This is a genomic window from Paraburkholderia megapolitana (genome assembly GCF_007556815.1).
Lineage (GTDB): Bacteria > Pseudomonadota > Gammaproteobacteria > Burkholderiales > Burkholderiaceae > Paraburkholderia > Paraburkholderia megapolitana.
Genome location: NZ_CP041743.1, coordinates 1,871,487 through 1,891,095, shown reverse-complemented (window position 1 = coordinate 1,891,095; position 19,609 = coordinate 1,871,487). Strand labels below are relative to the sequence as shown.

The 19,609-nt window shown below is 61.7% G+C and carries 11 protein-coding genes and 2 pseudogenes; all 13 read right to left on the bottom strand.

The annotated features are described in order from the left end of the window. Positions 1-243: 243 nt before the first annotated feature. Positions 244-1,113, bottom strand: coding sequence for an alpha-amylase family protein (locus FNZ07_RS07940; protein ID WP_091015261.1), 870 nt, complete (start codon positions 1,111-1,113; stop codon positions 244-246). A gap of 176 nt (positions 1,114-1,289) precedes the next feature. Further along, on the bottom strand, positions 1,290-3,863 hold the full coding sequence (locus FNZ07_RS07935; protein ID WP_091015259.1) for an NfrA family protein: 2,574 nt from the start codon (positions 3,861-3,863) through the stop codon (positions 1,290-1,292). Positions 3,864-3,958: 95 nt separating this feature from the next. After that, complete coding sequence (locus FNZ07_RS07930; RefSeq protein ID WP_091015257.1) at positions 3,959-6,124, bottom strand: glycosyl transferase family protein; 2,166 nt, start codon at positions 6,122-6,124, stop codon at positions 3,959-3,961. After that, a complete protein-coding gene (locus tag FNZ07_RS07925) occupies positions 6,121-8,340 on the bottom strand; it encodes a cellulose biosynthesis cyclic di-GMP-binding regulatory protein BcsB (protein WP_245811582.1) in 2,220 nt (739 codons plus the stop codon). Before FNZ07_RS07925 ends, FNZ07_RS07930 begins: the two co-directional genes overlap by 4 nt. A 161-nt stretch (positions 8,341-8,501) precedes the next feature. Continuing rightward, positions 8,502-9,698 carry a non-hydrolyzing UDP-N-acetylglucosamine 2-epimerase gene (gene wecB / locus FNZ07_RS07920; protein WP_091015255.1) on the bottom strand — a complete coding sequence of 399 codons (1,197 nt, stop codon included), beginning with the start codon at positions 9,696-9,698 and terminating at the stop codon, positions 8,502-8,504. 523 nt (positions 9,699-10,221) lie between these two features. Next, a pseudogene (locus FNZ07_RS07915) lies at positions 10,222-11,329 on the bottom strand (IS256 family transposase). A 56-nt stretch (positions 11,330-11,385) separates the two neighbouring features. Beyond that, positions 11,386-12,129 carry a YoaK family protein gene (locus tag FNZ07_RS07910; RefSeq protein ID WP_091015253.1) on the bottom strand — a complete coding sequence of 248 codons (744 nt, stop codon included), beginning with the start codon at positions 12,127-12,129 and terminating at the stop codon, positions 11,386-11,388. Positions 12,130-12,358: 229 nt separating this feature from the next. Continuing rightward, positions 12,359-12,445 (bottom strand): annotated as a pseudogene (gene cydX / locus FNZ07_RS07905) (cytochrome bd-I oxidase subunit CydX); the annotation flags it as partial. Between the two features lie 19 nt (positions 12,446-12,464). Then, positions 12,465-13,565 carry a cytochrome d ubiquinol oxidase subunit II gene (gene cydB / locus FNZ07_RS07900; RefSeq protein WP_091015867.1) on the bottom strand — a complete coding sequence of 367 codons (1,101 nt, stop codon included), beginning with the start codon at positions 13,563-13,565 and terminating at the stop codon, positions 12,465-12,467. Continuing rightward, entirely contained in the window at positions 13,565-15,166 is a 1,602-nt protein-coding gene (locus tag FNZ07_RS07895) for a cytochrome ubiquinol oxidase subunit I (RefSeq protein WP_091015865.1), read from the bottom strand. The genes cydB and FNZ07_RS07895 overlap by 1 nt, the downstream gene beginning before the upstream one ends. Then, the gene (locus FNZ07_RS34450; protein WP_409373389.1) at positions 15,156-15,269 is read right to left on the bottom strand and encodes a hypothetical protein; all 114 of its coding nucleotides are present in this window, start codon (positions 15,267-15,269) and stop codon (positions 15,156-15,158) included. The genes FNZ07_RS07895 and FNZ07_RS34450 overlap by 11 nt, the downstream gene beginning before the upstream one ends. A gap of 971 nt (positions 15,270-16,240) precedes the next feature. Continuing rightward, positions 16,241-17,230 carry a Csu type fimbrial protein gene (locus tag FNZ07_RS07890; protein WP_407670682.1) on the bottom strand — a complete coding sequence of 330 codons (990 nt, stop codon included), beginning with the start codon at positions 17,228-17,230 and terminating at the stop codon, positions 16,241-16,243. Beyond that, positions 17,200-19,551, bottom strand: coding sequence for a fimbria/pilus outer membrane usher protein (locus FNZ07_RS07885; RefSeq protein WP_091015862.1), 2,352 nt, complete (start codon positions 19,549-19,551; stop codon positions 17,200-17,202). The genes FNZ07_RS07890 and FNZ07_RS07885 overlap by 31 nt, the downstream gene beginning before the upstream one ends. Between the last annotated feature and the right edge of the window lie 58 nt (positions 19,552-19,609).

Below are 19,609 nucleotides of genomic sequence, written 5' to 3'. Positions count from 1 at the left end.
GGTGGCCCCTAAGGGGCAAGTTTTGCACGCTCTCACCGGCGGCCGCAGTTCGTTTGCATGAACCTCTTCCTCTTTTACACAATTTTGATCTCTGCCCCCAGGGTAAAATATTTGTGCAACGACCTGTTACGCAAACAACACCGAGCCCGACGAGATTTCCGCGTCGCCGATTCAAAAATCTCAGTGCGGCGGAAAGACTACAAGTGAGCGTGGGCCGTTGCCTTGACGGCGCATATCTGCCTGTCAGTGCAGTCCCTGGGCGCGCAGCAGCTCCTGCACGAGCTGGGTGGACACGTAATGCGGGCCGTCAAACAGATAAGCTGGATAGCCACGATAGGCTGTCAGTTGTGACGACAACTCGGCGGCCGTGGCAGATCGAAAGCCCCCGCCCTGCGCCGGCCTGAAGGCCTCGGCGATGATCCGCACTCGATCCTTGCCAAGCCGGGCCGCCAGTGCGTCCGCATACTCGCGCGCCACAGCCGGGCCACGTGCGTAGACACCGCATCCGTCCTGCAGAAACACGCCGACGTCGCGCGGCAACCAGCTATCGAGCCACGCGGCGAGCGCCGGACCGCCGATGTTCGATCTGTCGTAGACACTGATCCATAGCGGCCGCGGAAGCGTGTCGAGCAGTGGCCTCAATGCCGAAGCGTCCTTCCACGTCGGATCGACTTCGACCGGAAAGTAGTAGCCAACCACATGCACCGGGGGGTGCACGGCAGCCAGTTTCTTCGACCGCTCGATCAGTTGTGCAGTCTGCGCACGCGCCGTGGTTTCGTCGAAACGGCCCGCGAGGCCGACGATCACGTTGCGCGCCCACTTTTCTCCGGCGACGCGGGTCCAGTCCGGTAAACGCGCTGCTGTCTGCATACCGGCGCCGGGTAGAAACGACGTGTCGTCCACTGCGGTCCATTGCACCAGCAGGTCGCTGACACCGAGCTTGTCCCAGTCGCCGTGCGGATCGATGTGATTCTCGTCAATCTGCCAGACCACGCCTTGTGCCAGAGCGCCACTGTCGCCCGGGTTCTGTATCGAACAGCCGCATACCAGCGCCGCGTATAACCCTGCGGCTAGCAGGACGCGTTGCCGCGACGTAATGCGCTGTTGTTGCATATGAATCTCCGGCGAGTCACGCTTTGCACTGGCGCTACGATTCGAGGTGGGCGTCACGGTAATCCTGAGCAAGCTGAACACGATCGACCCTGAAGTTCACCGACACCGGAAATGACTGGCACACCAGCGATTCCGAACGGATCATATCCTGTAGAGATTGATCTGATTCAGTCCTTTCAATACGAGTAGGTGGCGCCGAAGAAAACGCCACGCGCGCGATCGTCGCCGGTGATCTTCAAACGATACTGCACCGACAGATCGATATACGAACGCGGTGTATCGTACATGCTGTCGCGCATCCAGTAGCGCGTCGAAATGCCGATGCCTGCGCCGAGCGGAATGCTGTGATCGACGGTCGAGTCGTAGTCCGCACCGATCACCGCGTACGGAAACACCGTCCACTTCGGGCTGTAGCGGTCCATCCGGAACGTGCGGCCGAATTCAAGGTTAGTGGTTGCGTAGGTCGAATCGCCATTCAGGTAGTGGCCGGCCTCGGCGTAGATCTGCGCGGTCCACCACGACGGCACGTCGACGCGACGTGCGGTGCCGAAGCCGCCCGAATACGCGAGCCGCGCGAGCCAGTCCGGATTGACCGACGACCCGATCGGAATGATCCGTTCGAAGGCGACGATCGCATCGATCTGGGAAAACGGCTTCGCGCGCGCGCCGACCGCTGCCTGCAGTGTGTCGGCGCCGCTTGGACTGCCGCCCTTCACGCCGAAGCTTTCGTAACCGCGTGCGTAGACTTCGAACATCCGGTCACCCAGGCTGCCGAACGGCCGCCAGTATGCTTCGACACCGGTCTGCCAGTTGTTCGACGTGCTCTGCGCCGGAGACGGCGAGAAACCCGGTTGTATCCCCGCACCACGATAGTTCATCGACACGTTGAAACCCCAGTTGCGGGTGACGTCCGCATGCGCGCTGCGAATGTCGTTCAGCGCGATTGGGGTGACAGGTGCGTTGCCGCCGTTCAGCGCGTCGTTTGCGACTTCTTTGGGCACGGCTGGAGCAGCGCTTGTCGTCGGCGCCGCTGACGTCGCTATCGTTGCGTCGACTGCCGTGTTTGCATCGATCGCGCGTTCGAAATACTTCGCGGCGTCGCGGTTACGGTGTGCCCGCCACGCTGCGTAGCCGGCGTCGGCATTCGCGCGAGCCGGCAGTTGCCCGGCTTCGTCGGCTCGCCTGAAGTGCTCATAGGCGAGACGGCTATCGCCGGCCCGCTGTGCGATGTACGCCGCGCTCAGGTCCGGCATCGCGGCGTCCATGCCCGCGTCGATCATCCTGCGCGCTTCGCGGGTCGCCGACTTCGCATCGCCCGCTGCGCTCAGCGCATCGATCAACTCGATCCGATGCTGCGGGTCGTCCGGTGCAGCCTTGACTGCTTCGCGTGCGTAACCGACTGCGCCGGTCCTGTCCTTCGCAGTCGTCGCGGCAGCGGAGGCTCGTGCGGCGAAGAAGCCGGGGTCGGCTGCGTAGACGTCGCAACTCGCGCCGAATTGATCAACGGTGCAGTCGATCACCGGGCGCCTCGCTGGATCGATCGCCTGGGCAGTCACGGCTCGTGCAGGCGCGACGGCAGGCACCTGCGACGAAGCCTTCGCCAGCAACTGCCGCGCCTGGTAACGGCGCAGGGCGATCGGTGGGTCGGTGTCATCGCCGTTCGTCTTCAGTGGCGCGAGCAGGTCGAGTGCGCGCTGCGCCTCGCCCTCGGCAATCCACACGTCGGCGATGATCACACGCGCAATGCGCTGATTGCGCTGCGTCGCATCGTGTGCCTGCTGCACTTTCGAGAAGTCTGTATCGGCCTCGCTCGTCTTGCCTTGCGCAGCGAGCGCGTAACCGTGCAGCGTCAACAGCATGATCCCGATGTCGTCGGCAGCAATCGCCGCGCTTGCAGCGGCTTGCACGCCAGCCAGATCGTTGGTGGCGAACAGCGTATCGATCAGCTGCACGCGATAGCTGGCCTTATCAGGCTCGTACTCGACTGTCTGCCGCGCGAGTGCTACTGCCTGCGCATCGTCGCCACGCTTGAGCGCCGCATACGAGCTGCCGGATGCCTTCGGCGCCAGCCGGTTGCCGATAAAGCGACGACGCAAACTCAATTCGTCGCGGTCGCCGAAACGCCTGACGGCGTCGAGATCGGCGCTCCAGGCATCGGCGTCCTGACCGGCAGCACTGGCCGCGTCGATCATCAGCAAACGTAGCCGCAGCACGTCGGGACGTTGCGCGATCGCCTCGTTTGCATATCGGACCGCGGCCGGGAAATCCTTCGCGTCATAGGCGTTGTACGCCTGCTGCGCACTGGTCAGCGCCGCGCCGGTCAGGGCGTTCGGGTCGCCGGGCAGTTCGCGGCTACCAGGACCTGAACGGCTCGCCTCGCCAGAGTGACGTTCTGCCGCCAGCGCATTGGCAAGCAGGAGGCGCAGCGATGCGACGTCGGGCCGCTGGCGAATCGCTTCGCGCGCGGCCGCAACTGCCGTCGGGTAGTCGTGGCGCGCATAGGCCGCGTAGGCGTCCTGCGCGACCCGATACGCGGCACCGCTCAGCGGCAGCGGCTCCGAGGCGGCCGGCAGCTGCGCACTCGCGATGCTCACTGCACCGGATGTATCAGGCGCGTTCTGCGTGCCGGATGCACCTGACATCCGTGCTGCGCCCACTTCGCCCTGCGCCTGCGTCGATGTTTGCGCATGTCCGGAGCTTGCGCCAAAGCACAGCACACCCGTCACCATAACGGCGGCAACGTGCCGCATCGAAGACACGGAAGGTGGCACACACACAGACACGCGAGTCTGCCTGCAAGCAGTTGCGGATACTGCCCGCGTGCCTGTCATGAGAAGTAACTCAGTCATTTGGCGGCCGCTGGATCGTCAAGCAGGCGACGCTGCTGCTGGATTACGTTGTCGAGTGCGACACGCGAGATGACGTTGCACGCCACCATGTACTCGCCGATACGGCCATGGAGATCCGGACGATAGTGCTGCATCGCGACTTCGAACGCTTCGCGCCGCACGTGGCCGTATTCGATCAGCAGATCACCAATCAGCGGTGCGCCGCGCGTGGGCACCTCGCCGGCGGAGGCAGGTGTAGCCACCGGCGTTGCGACGTCGACACCTCGCAGCAACCGCAACCCCGCGGCGATCTCGCCTTCGCGGACGATGCGCTGCGCGATCGGACCGCTCGCCAGCCCGGTCAATTCAGCAATCGCGGGTTCGGTGAGCGGGCCCGCCGTCAGCAAAACGATGGGACTACCTGCTTCACTGGATTGCGGCAACACGCGGTGACGCACGATCGCTTCGAGTGGCAAATGTATGGCGTCCTGCGCGAGTCTTGGCACATCGAGCCTGCCGCGCGGCAGATCCGCCTGGAACGCAATCGCTTCGGCGAGGGTTTCGTCGTCCAGCCAGCCCTTCGCCATCAGCACGCGGCCAAGCGGCGCTTCGCGCGCATGCCTGTCGCCGAGTGCCTGCTCAAGCCTGTCTGCATCGATCGCCTGCCACGACATCAGCAGCTCGCCCAGGCGTTGACGGCGATTGATAAAACCATCCGCGGAAGGAAAATCGTGCATGGTCTTGTCCCACGCAAGCCGCTTACCGGTCACGAGGTGCGAGACGAACAACTTCCACGCACGCGATACGGCCATGAAGTTAATGAAATTGCCGACTACCATCCGCGGGGCGGAAAGCACACCGTGCTCCCAGCCATACAGGCGGGTCACGAAATAGAAGCGTTGCGCGACGCGCAACAGGAGCGCGCAGCCGTTCATCCATAGCAACGCTCGCATCCAGCCCGAGTCGGAGAACGGCGACGCGATCAGATCTGGCATCACACCGAGCGCATCGGCCGCGGCAAACAGCAAAAACTGAACGACCAGCACGTACGCGAGAATACTGACGAACGCGGTCACGATCCCCTTGCGGTCACGAAACAGCAGATAACGATTTACCAGCGAGCCGGTCCAGCCGGTCTGCTCCCAGCCTTGCAGACCGATGCCGAGCACCCAGCGCGCGCGCTGCCGGTACGCGGTGCGGAGTGTGTCGGGGAAAAATTCGCGTACGCACAGCGGCATCGTCACGGTGATATCGCGCTCCTTGCCGAGGCCGAACCAGGCCTTGCGGCGCGTCGCGAACTGCACCGGAAAGCGCGCAAAGATCGACTGCATGCCCATCCTGCCGAGCCTTGCCCCGACGTCGTAATCCTCGGTCAGGCTTTCGGTATTGAACGGCTGCCGGTCGGTTTCGTCGATCAACGCGAGCAGCGCGCGGCGCGAGAAACAGGTGCCGACACCCGCCGACGGTACCCAGCCGACAAGGCTCTCGCGCACCACCAGATCCTTCGCATGCCACTCGGCAAATTCATCCATGTAGGTTCCTGCCACCAGTTCAAACCAGTTGCGCTCGAGCGACGCAACTGGCAGCTGGATCATGTCCTTGCGCGGCAGCAGGTAGTTGAAGAACTTCAGCTCGACCGGATGCAATACGTCTTCGCTATCGTGCAGCACGACACCCGCGAACTCGATATCCGCCTCGCTCTCATGCCGCAAGATCGCCTGAATCACCCGGTTCAGGCAGTCGGCCTTGCAGGTCGGGCCGTCGTGCGGCACCTCGACGCGCTGCAGTTGCTTATAACGGCGACGCATGCGATCCACTTCGGCGATCGTCTGGGGATCGTTCTGATAGGTACCGACGAACACCACGTAGTTGCGGTAATCCACCACTCGCACCAGGTCTTCGAGCATCGCGGCGATCACGTCGTACTCATGCCACGCCGGCACCATGATCGCGATCGGCTGCTCCTCGCGCTGATACAGCTGTGCAGTAGTTAGCGGTTTGTAGATGCGCTTCACCGTGAAGCAGCGATAGAGCGTGCGCGTCCAGTACCAGGCATCGATGAACAGATCGTCGAAACTGGACAGCAGGATAATGGCCGCCACTACCGCCGCGACGTACTCAAGCCCCTGGTAATAGTGAGCGACGACGTACCCGCTATACCATTTGATCAGCCCGATGCTCACGACTTGTCCCGATTCCTGCGGCGCGCGATCCTGGCCACCAGCAGCAGCACAATCAGCAGGCCGACCAGTACGACCGGAACGCCCCAGCGCACCCAACCCAGCACAAATCGCTGATCCTGCGCGTCGTCGTCGATCACTTCGCCCGGATGCCGCGTGTCGAACTGACGCAGCACACCGCTACCGTCGACAATCGCGATATCGCCGTGCGACAGCTGCAGCGAGGCCGGGAAAATCGCCGAAGTGTCGCCGACGGTACGATAGGCGATGCCCGACACGCTACCCGACCTCACCACCTCGATCACACCGATACGGCTCAGGCCAGACACGTCGATGAGCATCTTGCCGGAGGCATCGGTCAGCGACAGACGGTCCTTGCTCAGACGTGTCAGGTTTTTCTCGTCGGCGAGCATCACATCGGCGGCAAGGAACGCGCCCTTCGGCGCGAACGACTGACCATCCTGTGCGACGCTGAAATTCGCGCGCGTCGGTGCGATACCGCTCGCATTCGCCAGTCGCGCGATCCGCGACAACGTATGGATGGCGTCGTTCAGGTAGGACGTGGGCACCACCACATTCGCGTCCGACGCGTATCGCGCATCCATGCCGGTGAAATCGTCATCAACCTTCGCATCGACCAGCGTCAGATGGCTGGTCGGCAGCACGGCGATCGGATAACCCTGACTGCGCGGCTGGCAACCGCCTTCTGGCTGGCGCTGGAACACCACGCGCAGCAGGTTGTTCGGCGCGAGCGCGTAGCGCGGCACACGCACGGAAATACGCTGTGGCTTACCGTTGGCACCCAGCAGTTGCGAGCCAATCAGCACGTCGTTGAAATACACCGACGCCGTTTGCGCGGTGTTGTTCGGTGTGGGCGATGCGGCGACGTCGAGCACCACGGCACCCGGCAGCTTGCCGTTGCCAGAAGCCGCGCCGAGGTCGAAGTTCGCGTCCCACGTCGCACGACCCTGCACGTCGAGCGTACGCGGCTCGCCACCGAGGAGCGACAGTGCAATCCGGTCACCGCGCGTATCCGGCGCGTTGTCCACCTCATGGACGACGAGGCGGCTTGCAACATCGATCGGACGCCAGCTGCGCGCGAGCAGCGCGACGCCATTGTTATCGCCCACCACGATCGCGGTCTGGCCACCGAGATGCGCGAGGCGCACTTCGCCCGCTGCAAGCGGCTGCGCGATCGGATCGACCGCGCGTTCTCGCCATGCGTCGAACGCGGCGGCCGCATCCGGCGATGCGCCGACCACCTGCTCGCGCAACGCGTCGAGCGTGGTTTTCAGCGTGTTGCGCAGGGTGTCGTCGGCAACGATCACGTCGGGCGCGAACGCGGAACCGGGCGCGAGCGCCATCAGGGCACCGACTTCCGCGGGACTTGCGAGCTTGTGCGAGCCCCCCGCAGCGAGCGCGGCAAACGCCGGAATCGCACGAAGTGGAGCCGGCACCTGCACGTTGCCCAGATCAACGGTCTCGCCAACGGCCGGCCATGCGCGCGTCACAGGCGTATGGCCGTCACGCTGCAGCAGCGCCTCGACACGCCAGCCAGCATCGAACGCGGGCGCAGCTAGCGTGGCGGCCCCGAGCATCACCACCGGCTCTTGCGGCAACGCGCTCCACGCGCTGCGCAGATCGACTATTGCATCCGGATCGTAGCGGTAGGTCAGACGCGAAGTCGGCGCGATACGCCAGACGTTGCCGATCGCAGTCTGATCGGTACAGATGTTATCGTTGATCACCGATGACCAGTCGAGACCGACACGCACCATGCCGTTCGGTCGCGGGGCGCCGTCCACTCCGAGCGTTGCGGAGCCGTCGCCCTGGGGCTGCGTGGGGCTGCGCGAGAGCACCGGTGAACCGTCGAGTGAAAGCAGCATGGTGGTGCGGCCGCCGTCGCCGCGCAAATAGCTACCGTCGATCTGCAGTGTCGCATCGGTCAGCGGCACGTTGGCTGGCACCGGCAGATACAGTTCCTGACGGCCGTCGGGTGCATGCAGCACCAACGGATCGCGAATACCCAGGCCAGTCAATGACACGGTGCGTGTCGCGAGACGCCCGCTGCCGAGTTGTGCAAAGCTGCCGGCGACGTCGGTCGCCCGCTGGGGCAGTTGAGGTTGTTGCGCATAAGCGGTGGAAGCCAGCAGCAACAACACGGCAAGCGCGTTCAACTGAGAGAGCGCAAAACTGCGCACAAGCGTATTGATGGTCACGTCGTTCTTTCTCGAATGGGTGCATAAGCAGCGCAGCGAAGTCGTTGCACTGAGGGTTCCATGAAAGCAGAGGTTGCCAGCGTTAGAGCAGGACCGGTTGAAACCACGCCGGAGCCGCCCTCGCCTGAGGCATCAGCGAAACGAGGTTCGCGCGGGGGGCACTATCCTGCGACTTCCTGCGATGCGACAGGCATGGCCGGATGGGCCTGCCGACCCGCACCGCCTGCGAATTCGTCGAACGGACGGCCGGCCAGGGCCGCAACGATCCGTTCAGACGCGCGGCCGTCGCCGTACGGATTGATCCGGTGTGCGAATTCATCGCGTTCCTGTGCGTCCTCGAGCAGGTCCGTCACCGCATGCACGATGGCTTCGCGTGCCGTGCCAATAAGGCGTACCGTACCGGCAGCGACCGCCTCAGGTCTCTCTGTCACGTCGCGCATCACCAGCACCGGCTTACCGAGCGCAGGTGCCTCTTCCTGTACGCCGCCCGAATCGGTCAGGATGATCGTCGCACGCTGCATCAACCGCACGAAACCCAGATAGTCGAGTGGCTCAATGAGATGCACGTTACGCGCCTTTCCGAGCGCACTCTGTACGGGACCGTGCACGTTCGGATTCAAATGCACCGGATATACGATCTGCACCGTGTCGGTCTTCGCCAGATCGGCCAGCGCGTTGCAGATATTCGCAAAGCCCCCGCCGAAACTTTCGCGGCGATGGCCGGTAACAAGCAGAATTGGCCGCGAACCGTCAAGAAACGGCAGGTACGCGTCGAGCCTGGCACGCAGCGCCGCGTCGTTGGCGATACGGGTGGTCGTCAGGCTCAGTGCGTCGATCACCGTGTTGCCGGTGACAATGATCTCGCCATACAGGGCCTCGGCCACAAGATTCGCTTTTGAACTCGCCGTGGGCGCGAACATCAGGTCGCTCATAACGTCGACGATACGGCGGTTCATTTCTTCCGGCCACGGCTGCATCAGATTGCCGGTACGCAACCCTGCCTCCACGTGGCCGATCGGGATGCGGCGATGAAATGCGGCAAGTGCGGCCGCCGACGCCGTCGTGGTGTCGCCATGGACCAGCACGCGGTCAGGTTGAACAGTGGCAAGCACATCGTCGAGCGAAGCGATCAGACTCGACGCCAGACCGTTGAGCGTCTGGTTACCCTTCATCAATGCGAGATTGTAATGAGGGGTGATCTGAAACAGATCCAGCACCTGATCGAGCATCTGCTGATGCTGTCCCGTCACGCAGACGATCGATTCAATGGCCGGATCCAGTTCGAGCTGTTTGACGAGCGGCGCCATTTTGATGGCTTCCGGCCGCGTGCCGAATATCGACAGGATCCTCGATGGCATAACTTAAGACCTCTAACTAATTATCCGGTTGATTGACGGCGCGCAGATCTGTCGCCGGAATCCCTCAGTAAGGGGAATAGCTGTCTCCCAGACACCGAACTGATTTCTACCGCTGTTTCATGAGAAGAAATATAGCGCCTGATCAGGCGACTGTAGGCCAGATTCGCAGCATCATTCATTGATACATTGAAGGCTGATATCATAACGTGCGACACGACCGAATTTTTGGCAACTTTTGACTTTATGAGGCCAAAAAACTGTTGCGCGAGCCGCGTGGAATCGTATTTTCACAGCATTAATCGGGTATTTACGTCGCTATACGCACTTATATTCGACTCCCTCTCAATGCTGGCAAAGTTGTAAAAATCAGTGACATTTGACAACCGCAATGACCCTTCCGTGCCAATTTAGATCCGGGGTTAATTCGGAGCGCGGCGGATTGACTAGGAGCTTCAGAAGCTTCGTGCAAAATGTGAACTGACTTGAGGGGGGCAGAATTTCCGTGTTCAAGGCGGGTTGAGAATTACACGGATGATCTGAGGAAGCGATCCTGATAAAGGATAGCGAACTGGTTCGCGGCCGTCTTCCAGTCGTGAGCGGCGTGCCCCCAGCTGGCAGTGGTATTGCGCAAGGCCAGCCAGATGAGCTTGGTAGCGGCTTCGTCGCTCGGGAAGTGGCCGCGGGGTCTTGAGGATCTTGCGCAACTGCGCATCAATGCTCTCAATGGCATTGGTGGTGTAGATGATCTTGCCTATCTCGGGCGGAAACGCAAAGAACGGGATCACGCGATCCCATGCACTGCGTCAGGCCATGCTGGTCATCAGAAGTTTCTCGCCCCAGGGTCCGTCGGCAAATTCATTGACGATGCAGGTCTGCAACGTAGTCCCGGGGAATACGGCTGCCAGCGCTTCGGGCATGCCCTCGAGGCCGTCAATATCGTTCGCCGCGCGTCTTCAAATCGTTGAAGACCTTCATCCAGAACCTGGCGCCCTCGGCACCTTCGATCCAGAGCCCCCAGGATATCGCGTGTACCGTCTGGCAGTACGCCCGACCGCCTTGTTGCCCACCACGGCATCTTCGCGGATCTTCACGCGCAGTGCGTCGAAGAATACGACCGGGTACATCGGGTCGAGCGGTCGGGCCTGCCAGGCCGTGACTTCGGCCGTGACCTCGTCGGTTACCGAACTGACGAAGTCGGGCGAGACCTCCGTACCGTAGTGCTCCAGCAGGAAGCCCTGAATCTTGCGCACGGTCATGCCTCGGGGGTACACGGCAACGATCTTGTCGTCGAAGCCCGCGAAGCGTCGCTCGTGTTTGGGAATCAGCAGTGGTTCGAAACTTCCGTCACGGTCGCGCGGCACCTCGATGCACATCGGGCCGTCCTCGGTCAGCACCGTCTTGGCGTCGCGGCCATTACGCTGGTTGGTGACGGTGACCGGTTTGGTGGCGCCTGACGGATAACCGAGATGGTGATTCATCTCGCCGCCCAGCGCCCGCTCGATCAGCGCCTTCTTGAGGGCCATCGTGGCCGCATTGATGGCTTCGGCCGTCATCGGGCCACCGAACTGTTCAAGCAGTTCAGCCGGAATCGCCGGCAGATCTGCCGGTTTGGCTTTCGGTTTGCGAGGCATAGTCTCTCCTTGAGAGCATGTTATGCCTTAAACAGGCCCGTAACTGGACCGCTCAGCTAACGTCGCTGAGCCAGCACATCATCAACGACTGGAACAACGGCGAGAGTAAGCAGGACAATAGCGAGAGGAATGGTCGACACGAACCCTAGATGTCTGAAGCCTATGGCACCTGCAAATCCACCAGCAAAGAACGATAGCAGCAGCGATCCGAGCAGACCTAGTTTCTGTCGATCTGCACGCACCAGGCTACGGGGTGTTGTTCCAACATTCCAGTAAAAGAGCTTGCCGAGTTCGATGCCGATATCTGTCACAAGGCCGGTGACGTGCGTCGTACGTATCTCCGCCTTTGAAATCTTTGTGATCATGGCGTTCTGCAGCCCCATCACGTAGCAGAGAAGACAGACGGTTGTCGGCACGAACAGCAGGCGGTGCGTTTCGAGATTCGAGCCGAGCAGGCCAAAAAGGAGTAGCAGCGCAGCCTCGAGCATCAACGGCATCGCGTACTGGCTGCGCAAGCTCCTGCCGCGCCCCCAGTTGATCAGGATTGCGGAAGTAGCCGCCCCGACAAGAAACGACAGCAACGGGCTCAATCCCTCCACGACCGCATTGACGCCGCCAAGCGCGAGGTTCTCGGCGAGCGCCGACACAACGCCGGACATGTGGGATGTGTACTGGCCCACAGCAAGGAATCCGCCGGCGTTCGCTGCCCCGGCGACAAACGCGAGCGATTGCCCAAGGCGCCGATTCGTCGCGTCGCTGCGTTCAGGTTTCGTGAACCCACGAAGATAATTGATAGGCATGCGGACTACCTTCGGTATCGGCGACGTGAACCCGGAGCGGTTGCGCTCCAGTTAGCCCATGCACAAGATATATGAGCCGAGCCGGTTTTCGGGCGGATCAGATGCCCTGCGCTGGCCCTATCGAGATGACGGCAGAAAATTGCTGCGGCTCACAACAACGGTCAGTCGCTCTCTACCGCACGCGCGAACACGCCGGAAGGCGGTCGCGACATCAAGACTCGACGGTGAAGTCCGAATTTGCTTCCAGCCACATCGCGTTGATCACTCCGACTGCCACAGCAAAACCAATACCGAGAATCCATGCGAAGTACCACATGATCGAGCCCCCCCTGAAGTCAATACGATGCGTGATCCTGTTCGACCGATTCCGCCGTCACACGTCCGAACATCACGCGATAGGCCCATGCGGTATAGAGCAGGACAATCGGCAAGCACACCGCGACGGCCACCAGCATGATCTGCAGCGTCAACCGGCTTGACGTCGCGTTCCACATCGTCAGGCTCTGGAGCGGCACCGTCGACGATGGCACAACGAACGGGAACATCGACACGCCCGCGGTCAGGATGACGCCTGCGACGCTCACGCTACTCGCCGCAAACGCGCCCACCGGATGGTTGCGATGCGCGCATAGAGCCGACGCCAGCGCCCCCGTAAGCCCCAATGCCGGAGCAAGGGAAAACCAGACGTCGAACCCGTAGTTACTCACCCATAAACCCTTTGCTGTCGTGACGCTGCCGTTGCCCGATAGCTGGTAACCCGGCACCACCGTGACAATCAACGCACCGGCAATAACAAAGAGCGCAAACGTCGCTATACCCGCCCCGACGTTGACGTAAGCAGCCCGCGCGACGATGACCCCCGACGCCTTCAGCCGGAGGAACGCTGCGCCGTGCATGACCAGCATTGCGACACTCACGAGCCCGCAAAGCAGCGCAAACGGATTGAGCAACGCCCAGAACGATCCGCCGTACGCGAGACGCATGTCCGCGTCGAATTGAAACGGCACGCCTTCGAGGAGATTGCCGAACGCTACACCGAATACGAGCGCCGGTACTGCGCTCCCCACAAACAGTGCCCAGTCCCACGTTGAACGCCAGCGCTGGTCCTGCACCTTGCTTCGATAGTCAAATCCGACGGGACGGAAGAACAGGCTGAACAGCACCAGCAGCAACGCGATGTAGAAACCGGAGAACGCCGTCGCATATACCATCGGCCACGCGGCAAAGATTGCCGCACCGGCGGTGACCAGCCAGACCTGGTTACCTTCCCAGGTCGCGCCCACCGAATTAACGACGACTCGTCGCTCGATGTCGGTACGCGCGATGAACGGCAGCAACATACCGGCCCCCATGTCGAAGCCGTCGGTCAACGCAAAGCCAATCAGCAGCACCCCAATGAGCGCCCACCAGACCACCTTGAGCACGTCGTAGTCGATCACATCAGTCCCCTTTCAAGCGTTTCGGTACGCTCGCCGCCCCGATCCAGCGCGGACTGCGCACGCTCCTGCTCATCGTGATCCGGCGGCCCAAGCCGCACATACTTGATCATCAGGAACATCTCGATGACGAACAGCACCGTATAGAACAGCAGGAAGCTCGCGAGGCTGAAGACGAGATCGCTCACATGCAGGGTCGATGCCGAAAGTTGTGTGGGCAGAACGCCGGCGATGGTCCACGGTTGTCGCCCGCACTCCGCCACGATCCAGCCCAGCTCGGCCGCGACCCAGGGCAGTGGAATCGCCAGTACCGACCAACGCAGGAACCAGCGATACCGGCCCAGTAGCATGAGGCGCCTTGCACACAGCCACACGGCAAACGAGAATGTGGCGAGTAGTAGCATGCCCAGACCAACCATCCCGCGAAACGACCAGAAGAGCAGTGCAACGCGGGGAATCGTATCGGCGGCAGCGGAGTCGATCTGCGCTGCAGAGGCATCGAGTACTTTCGACGTATAGCGCTTGAGCAGCAACCCATAGCCCAGGTCGTCACCGTGTGCGGCAAACTGCGCGGCGACGGACGCAGACTCATTGCCTGCACGCAGTTGCTGCAGCGCTCCGTAGGCGATCATTCCGCTACGGACCTTGTCGGCGTTTTCTGTCTTGAGCTGCCTCAGACCTTCGATCGGCGTATCGACCGAGCGGGTCGCAATCAGGCCAAGCACCCACGGCACCCGCACGGCAAGATCGGTGTGCTCTTTGGTCTGGTCGGGCAGCCCGAACAGCGTGAAGGCTGCCGGAGCGGGGACCGTGTCCCACTCCGCCTCGATCGCAGCGAGCTTGACCTTCTGGACCTGCCCGGTCGTGTAACCCGATTCGTCTCCGAGCACAATCACCGACAGTACTGAAGCGAGCCCGAAAGCCGATGCAATCGCGAACGACCGCAACGCGATTGCGGTATGACGACGTCGAAGCAGATACCACGCGGAGATACCCAGCACGAACATCGAAGCGGTGACGTATCCGGCAGAGACGGTATGCACGAACTTCACCTGCGCGGCCGGGTTGAACACCACCACGGAAAGGTCCGTGAGCTCCATACGCATCGTTCGATAGTTGAAGTGACCGCCGACCGGATTGTTCATCCAGCCGTTTGCCACGAGAATCCACAACGCTGACAGATTGGAACCGAGTGCCACGAGGAACGTCACTCCGAGATGCTGGACCTTCGACAGGCGTCGCCAGCCGAAGAAGAACAGCCCGACGAACGTGGATTCGAGAAAGAATGCCATCAGGCCCTCGATCGCAAGCGGAACACCGAAGATATCGCCGACATAGTGCGAGTAGTAGGCCCAGTTAGTACCGAACTGGAATTCAAGCGTAAGACCGGTCGTGACACCCATCGCAAAGTTGATGCCAAACAGCTTGCCCCAGAAGTGCGTCATGTCCCGGTAGACGGGCTTGCCGGTCATCACATATACCGACTCCATAATGACGAGGATCCACGACAGACCCAGCGTGAGCGGTACGAAAAGAAAGTGATAGAGCGCCGTAATGCCAAACTGCAGGCGGGACAGTTCGACGACGGTGTTATCGATCATCATGGGTCTCCGCGGACGGTCGGGGATCGCCGGCCACAATGTGCGCAACGGCGGCAGAAACGACGCGTGGTTCAACGCTCTGTGTGTTTGAGAAAAAAACCATATATAGCGCGCCGAGCAACGCAAACTTCACTGCGAGTGCCACGGCCAGATCGCGTGCGAGACACCGTCGCCGCAACAGAAGATGAATGCGGCTTCCCTCTTGTCTGTGTCCCGGCCGTCGCTCGTCGACGATAAGCATCAGTTTTCCTGTACCGCTATCAGATGAGTCCACAGCGAGACGCCGGCGATACGCGACACGCCCTGGATGAAAGTCACCTTAACCATCCACTGCGATCGATTTTTGATATCGATCAAGCTCCCGCGCATTGGCAAAAGGTCGGACCGCTGCAAGGGAGCTCAGCCCGGTGCTGCAGCTATGACTGCGTTCCCGTTCGAGGTCTGTCCGATGCCGGACGTTTGGGCATGTAGGGGATGAACAAGGCGCGCGCTTAGGTACCCTGTTACTGCCTCACGCCAGTCAGAAGAATCGGTGCCCCGGATAGGTACGTCGTGTTGCGCGTGATGCACAACGTGTGCAGGCCCAGCCCGTCCGGTGGACCGCCTGGACAGGCGTCACGCGATGGACTCAGAATTCACAGCCTACCGTTCGCTCAGGTTTTTCCACACGCGGCCGATATCGAGGTATCGCACCGGATGCCCACTGAGTATCCGGAAGCGCGACAAACCAGACGGCAGCAAAAGTGCTCTATATGTTGCGCAACATTCAGATTCTTGGAGTAGCGGCTCTCCTGCTAGGCACATCCACGTCGCACGGATCTCCCGCAGGACAGGCCCCTATCCAGGTCAGCCTGATCATCCAGGAGAGCTGCGTGATCCAGTCCGCAGTCAATTCGGCTACCACAGGGACGCCCGGGGTCTCGTGTCTACACGGCACGCCTTATAGCGTGGCGCTTGCGCCGAGCAGATCTACGGAGCCCACCGCCCCCTTGCTGCCTGCCGATCGCACTGCGCAGCGCGCCATCTGGACGGTGATGTTCTGACCGGTGATACAGGTAAGTCAACACCACCAGGTCAGAAACTGATCGTCGCAGTGATGGTGTCGCTATAGCTGCCCGGCGCCGGCGTGGTCTGCGGCGGAACAACGCCATAAACGCTGATCACCTGCTGGTTACCGGAACCGGTCGCGGTGACCATCGTGGTGCCAGCTGTACCGTCGCCCCATGTGGTGGTGTGAGCTGCATCGGTATACAGCTGATAATTCACCGCCCCTCCGCCACCCGAGCGCTGCATCGTACGCGCGACCACGTTGCCACTGATGCCGCCGTTCAACGCAATGCGATAAGCGTCGCTGTTTGTGCATTGCGCGGTGATCGAGCCCGTCGCACTCAGCGCGGAGTTCAGCACGCTCGAAGCAGCAAAGCTGATATTCGTCGCAGTGATGTTGCAGTTGTTGACGACGGTGGCCGACACGCTGAACGGGAAACTACCCCCGGCGCTAGTGAGCGATGTACAACTCGGCGCTCCAAGCAGATAAAAGCCGTAGTTGATCGATGTCGAAGTGCCCCCGAATGTCTGTGTGTAGATCGTGCTGCTGTTGCCGACAGTCGGCACGGTGGGCTGGTTACTGGCGATCTGGCCATAGATGGTGACCGACTGGGTGGCGCTGGTGCCGAGCGCGGGTTTGGTGAGCGTGAGCGGAATCGGTGTAGTGCCGTAGTAGATCGAGCCCCACGCGAGTGAATGGGCCGAGTCCTGATACAGGTCGTACTGCATCTGGTTCGTGCCGTTCACGAGGCTGCGCGGGCTGGTGCCGCCCAGATTCAGGCACACCTGCACGTAGGGTGTAAGCGTGATCACGGGCCAGGTGCAGGTCACACTGACCGTGCCGGTCGCGCTGACCGCGCTGCGACTGATTGGACTAACCGAGCCGAAATTGACCGACGAAGCGGTGGCCGAGCACGTCTGCGCACTCACCCGGCCGGACACGCCGAGCATCACGGCAAGAAGCAGCAGCGTGAACACCATCCGTCTCATGGCTGGCCTCCAGGCTCGGGATGGCATGTCAGCGGCCCGATTGTCGGCAGCGTGCCGTTGACGGGACGGACATACGCAAATTCCACCGTGCAATGCAGCGTGCTGCTGTTGACCACGAGATGGTTGTCGCGCTGAAGGCTCTCGATGAAGGTCAGTCCGTCGTAGCCGACGATGGTTTCCTTGCCGCTTTCCACATGACGCACGGACGTGCCGGCTGCCAGGACCTTACCGTCCGGACCATCGAGTATCACCGATGCCGCGCTGTAACGCGTCACCCCGAAATGGGCGAGCACACCCGATTGCGCCTGCGGCACGAGATCGATCGAGGTGCTGGCGATCCGCGCATCGGCCGGCAGCTTCATGCTGTCGATGCTGACCTGGTTGTTCTGGTAAGCATTCAGATCCGGTACCAGCAGGTGGCCGGAACCATCGGTCGTGCCGATCAACCGGTTTTCGTGGAGCACCGGGATACCAGCGACGCGATCGGTCGACACCAGCGCAAAACCATCGTCGATACGGCGCGACAGCTCGGCACTTCCATCCATCAGCACGAGCGCGCCGCTCACGTCCAGCGACATGCTCGAGTGGCCCGCTACGTCCTGACCGATCGCGGTCACCTCGCCATATCGGCCGAGATATTGCACCTGCGCCTGACGGTATGCCACCGGCCCCGTACCGCCCGCCTGCACGCCCCAGCCCCAGCCGCCGTCGTAGTCGGGCGGACGGATCGCATTGACGTCGTAGTTCGATTGACCATTCTGTCGGCCGACCGAGGCGTTGACCGATGTGTTGTGACCAAAGCCGAAGCTCACGCTCAGGAACACGCCGCTTGAGTCGCGCTCGTGGAAGTCCTTGTAGGCACTGACATTGAGTGTCGCCAGATTGCCGAAATTCAGCGTGTACGACACTGAGCCGATTTTCGAGCTCGGCCCCTGCGGTAGCCTGAAGCCAATGTAGCTCACGGAGAATGTCTGGTGGCGCAGGAACGGCAGGGCGAGCGTGACCTGGTCGGTCGCGCTCGGTACCGGTGTGCCGTCGCGCGCGGCAAGATCGCCATAGTTGCCGAACGCCCGGATGGTCTGAGCGCTAACGGAAAAGTGCGGGGTGACCAGCTGGTAGCCGAGACTCGTCTGGGTGCCGGCCAGGCGCCCCGCGCTCGCCGAGAGCGAACCGTTGACGACGCCTGCCATGCCAAGCCGCACGAGCGCGCCGGCGCCGGCGTTGTAGAGACCACCGGTGGCTTCCGCGTGAGCTTCGACGGTCAGCGAGTCACTGACTCCCCGGCGAACTGATCCGCTCATCGCTGGCCGCGGGTCGTAATCGAACGAATCGAGACTGTAGTTGCGTCGCAGAAAACCGGCTTCGAACGAATAGCTCGAAAGTCCTGGCGTCAGCAGACGCGTGTCGACATAGAGCGGCACGGACGTGACGACGGTGCGTCCAAGCGCGTCGCGCGTGATGACGGTAGCCTGTCCGGCACCGGTAATGCCGGGCACGTCACTGACGACGAACGGACCACTCGGCACGTTGCCGCTAAATTGCCGGACATTGTTGATATACAGATCGACCGCCGACGGCACGACCGCCGTCCCTGCAAGCGCGGGGACGGGAAAGGTGACCAGGTCCGGGCGCAACGCGAAATTGCTGCGCCACTGGAATCCGCCAATGCGGATCGAACGCGACCACGCGAGTGACGACGAAATAGTGTCGCCGATCTGCGTCGTGCCGAGAGTGGCGGGGTTGGACCAGCTCCACGACGTGTCGTAGCGTGTATAGCGCTGGTCGTTACGGTACAGGTAGGCGATGCCCGTATTCCTGAACACACCCAGAGGGTTGAAGTAACGCTCTTCAGAATACAGCGCAAGGTCCTCTCCGGCGTTGCTCTGCGCGAAGGCGTCATAGTTGATTACCAGTCCGCTCGACGCAGTCGCAGGAGGTATTTTCGGCAATGAGCGGCTGTCGAACGTATAGGGTTTGCGCATGGTGTCGGGAATGCGCAGGTCGACGGCCTGGCGCGCAACATCATAGGTGTACTGCAAGCCTGGAATCGCATCGAGCTGCACTTGCGCCGCGTCTGCAATGCCAAGACGGTCGGTGGTCAGGCCGATATCGCTCAGGTCCTTGCCCGTCGCGGCAAGGTGACCGTCAAGCTCACGAAAACGCGCGAGCAGTGAAGTGCGTTGCCCGTTGATTTCGACTTCGAGTACTACCTCATTCGGCATGCTCGTACTGGCATCCACCATCAGCAGGGACGATTGTCCATAAACCCGTGTACACCCCACTGCGACGAGGCACACCGCGGCGAGCGCTGCACGAAGGCGGCGCATCTGGGGTCCCTGCAGTCGCATCTTGTTGCATTGATCGGACATTGGCGCACGGTGTCGGCTCCGGGCAGTACATGAGTAG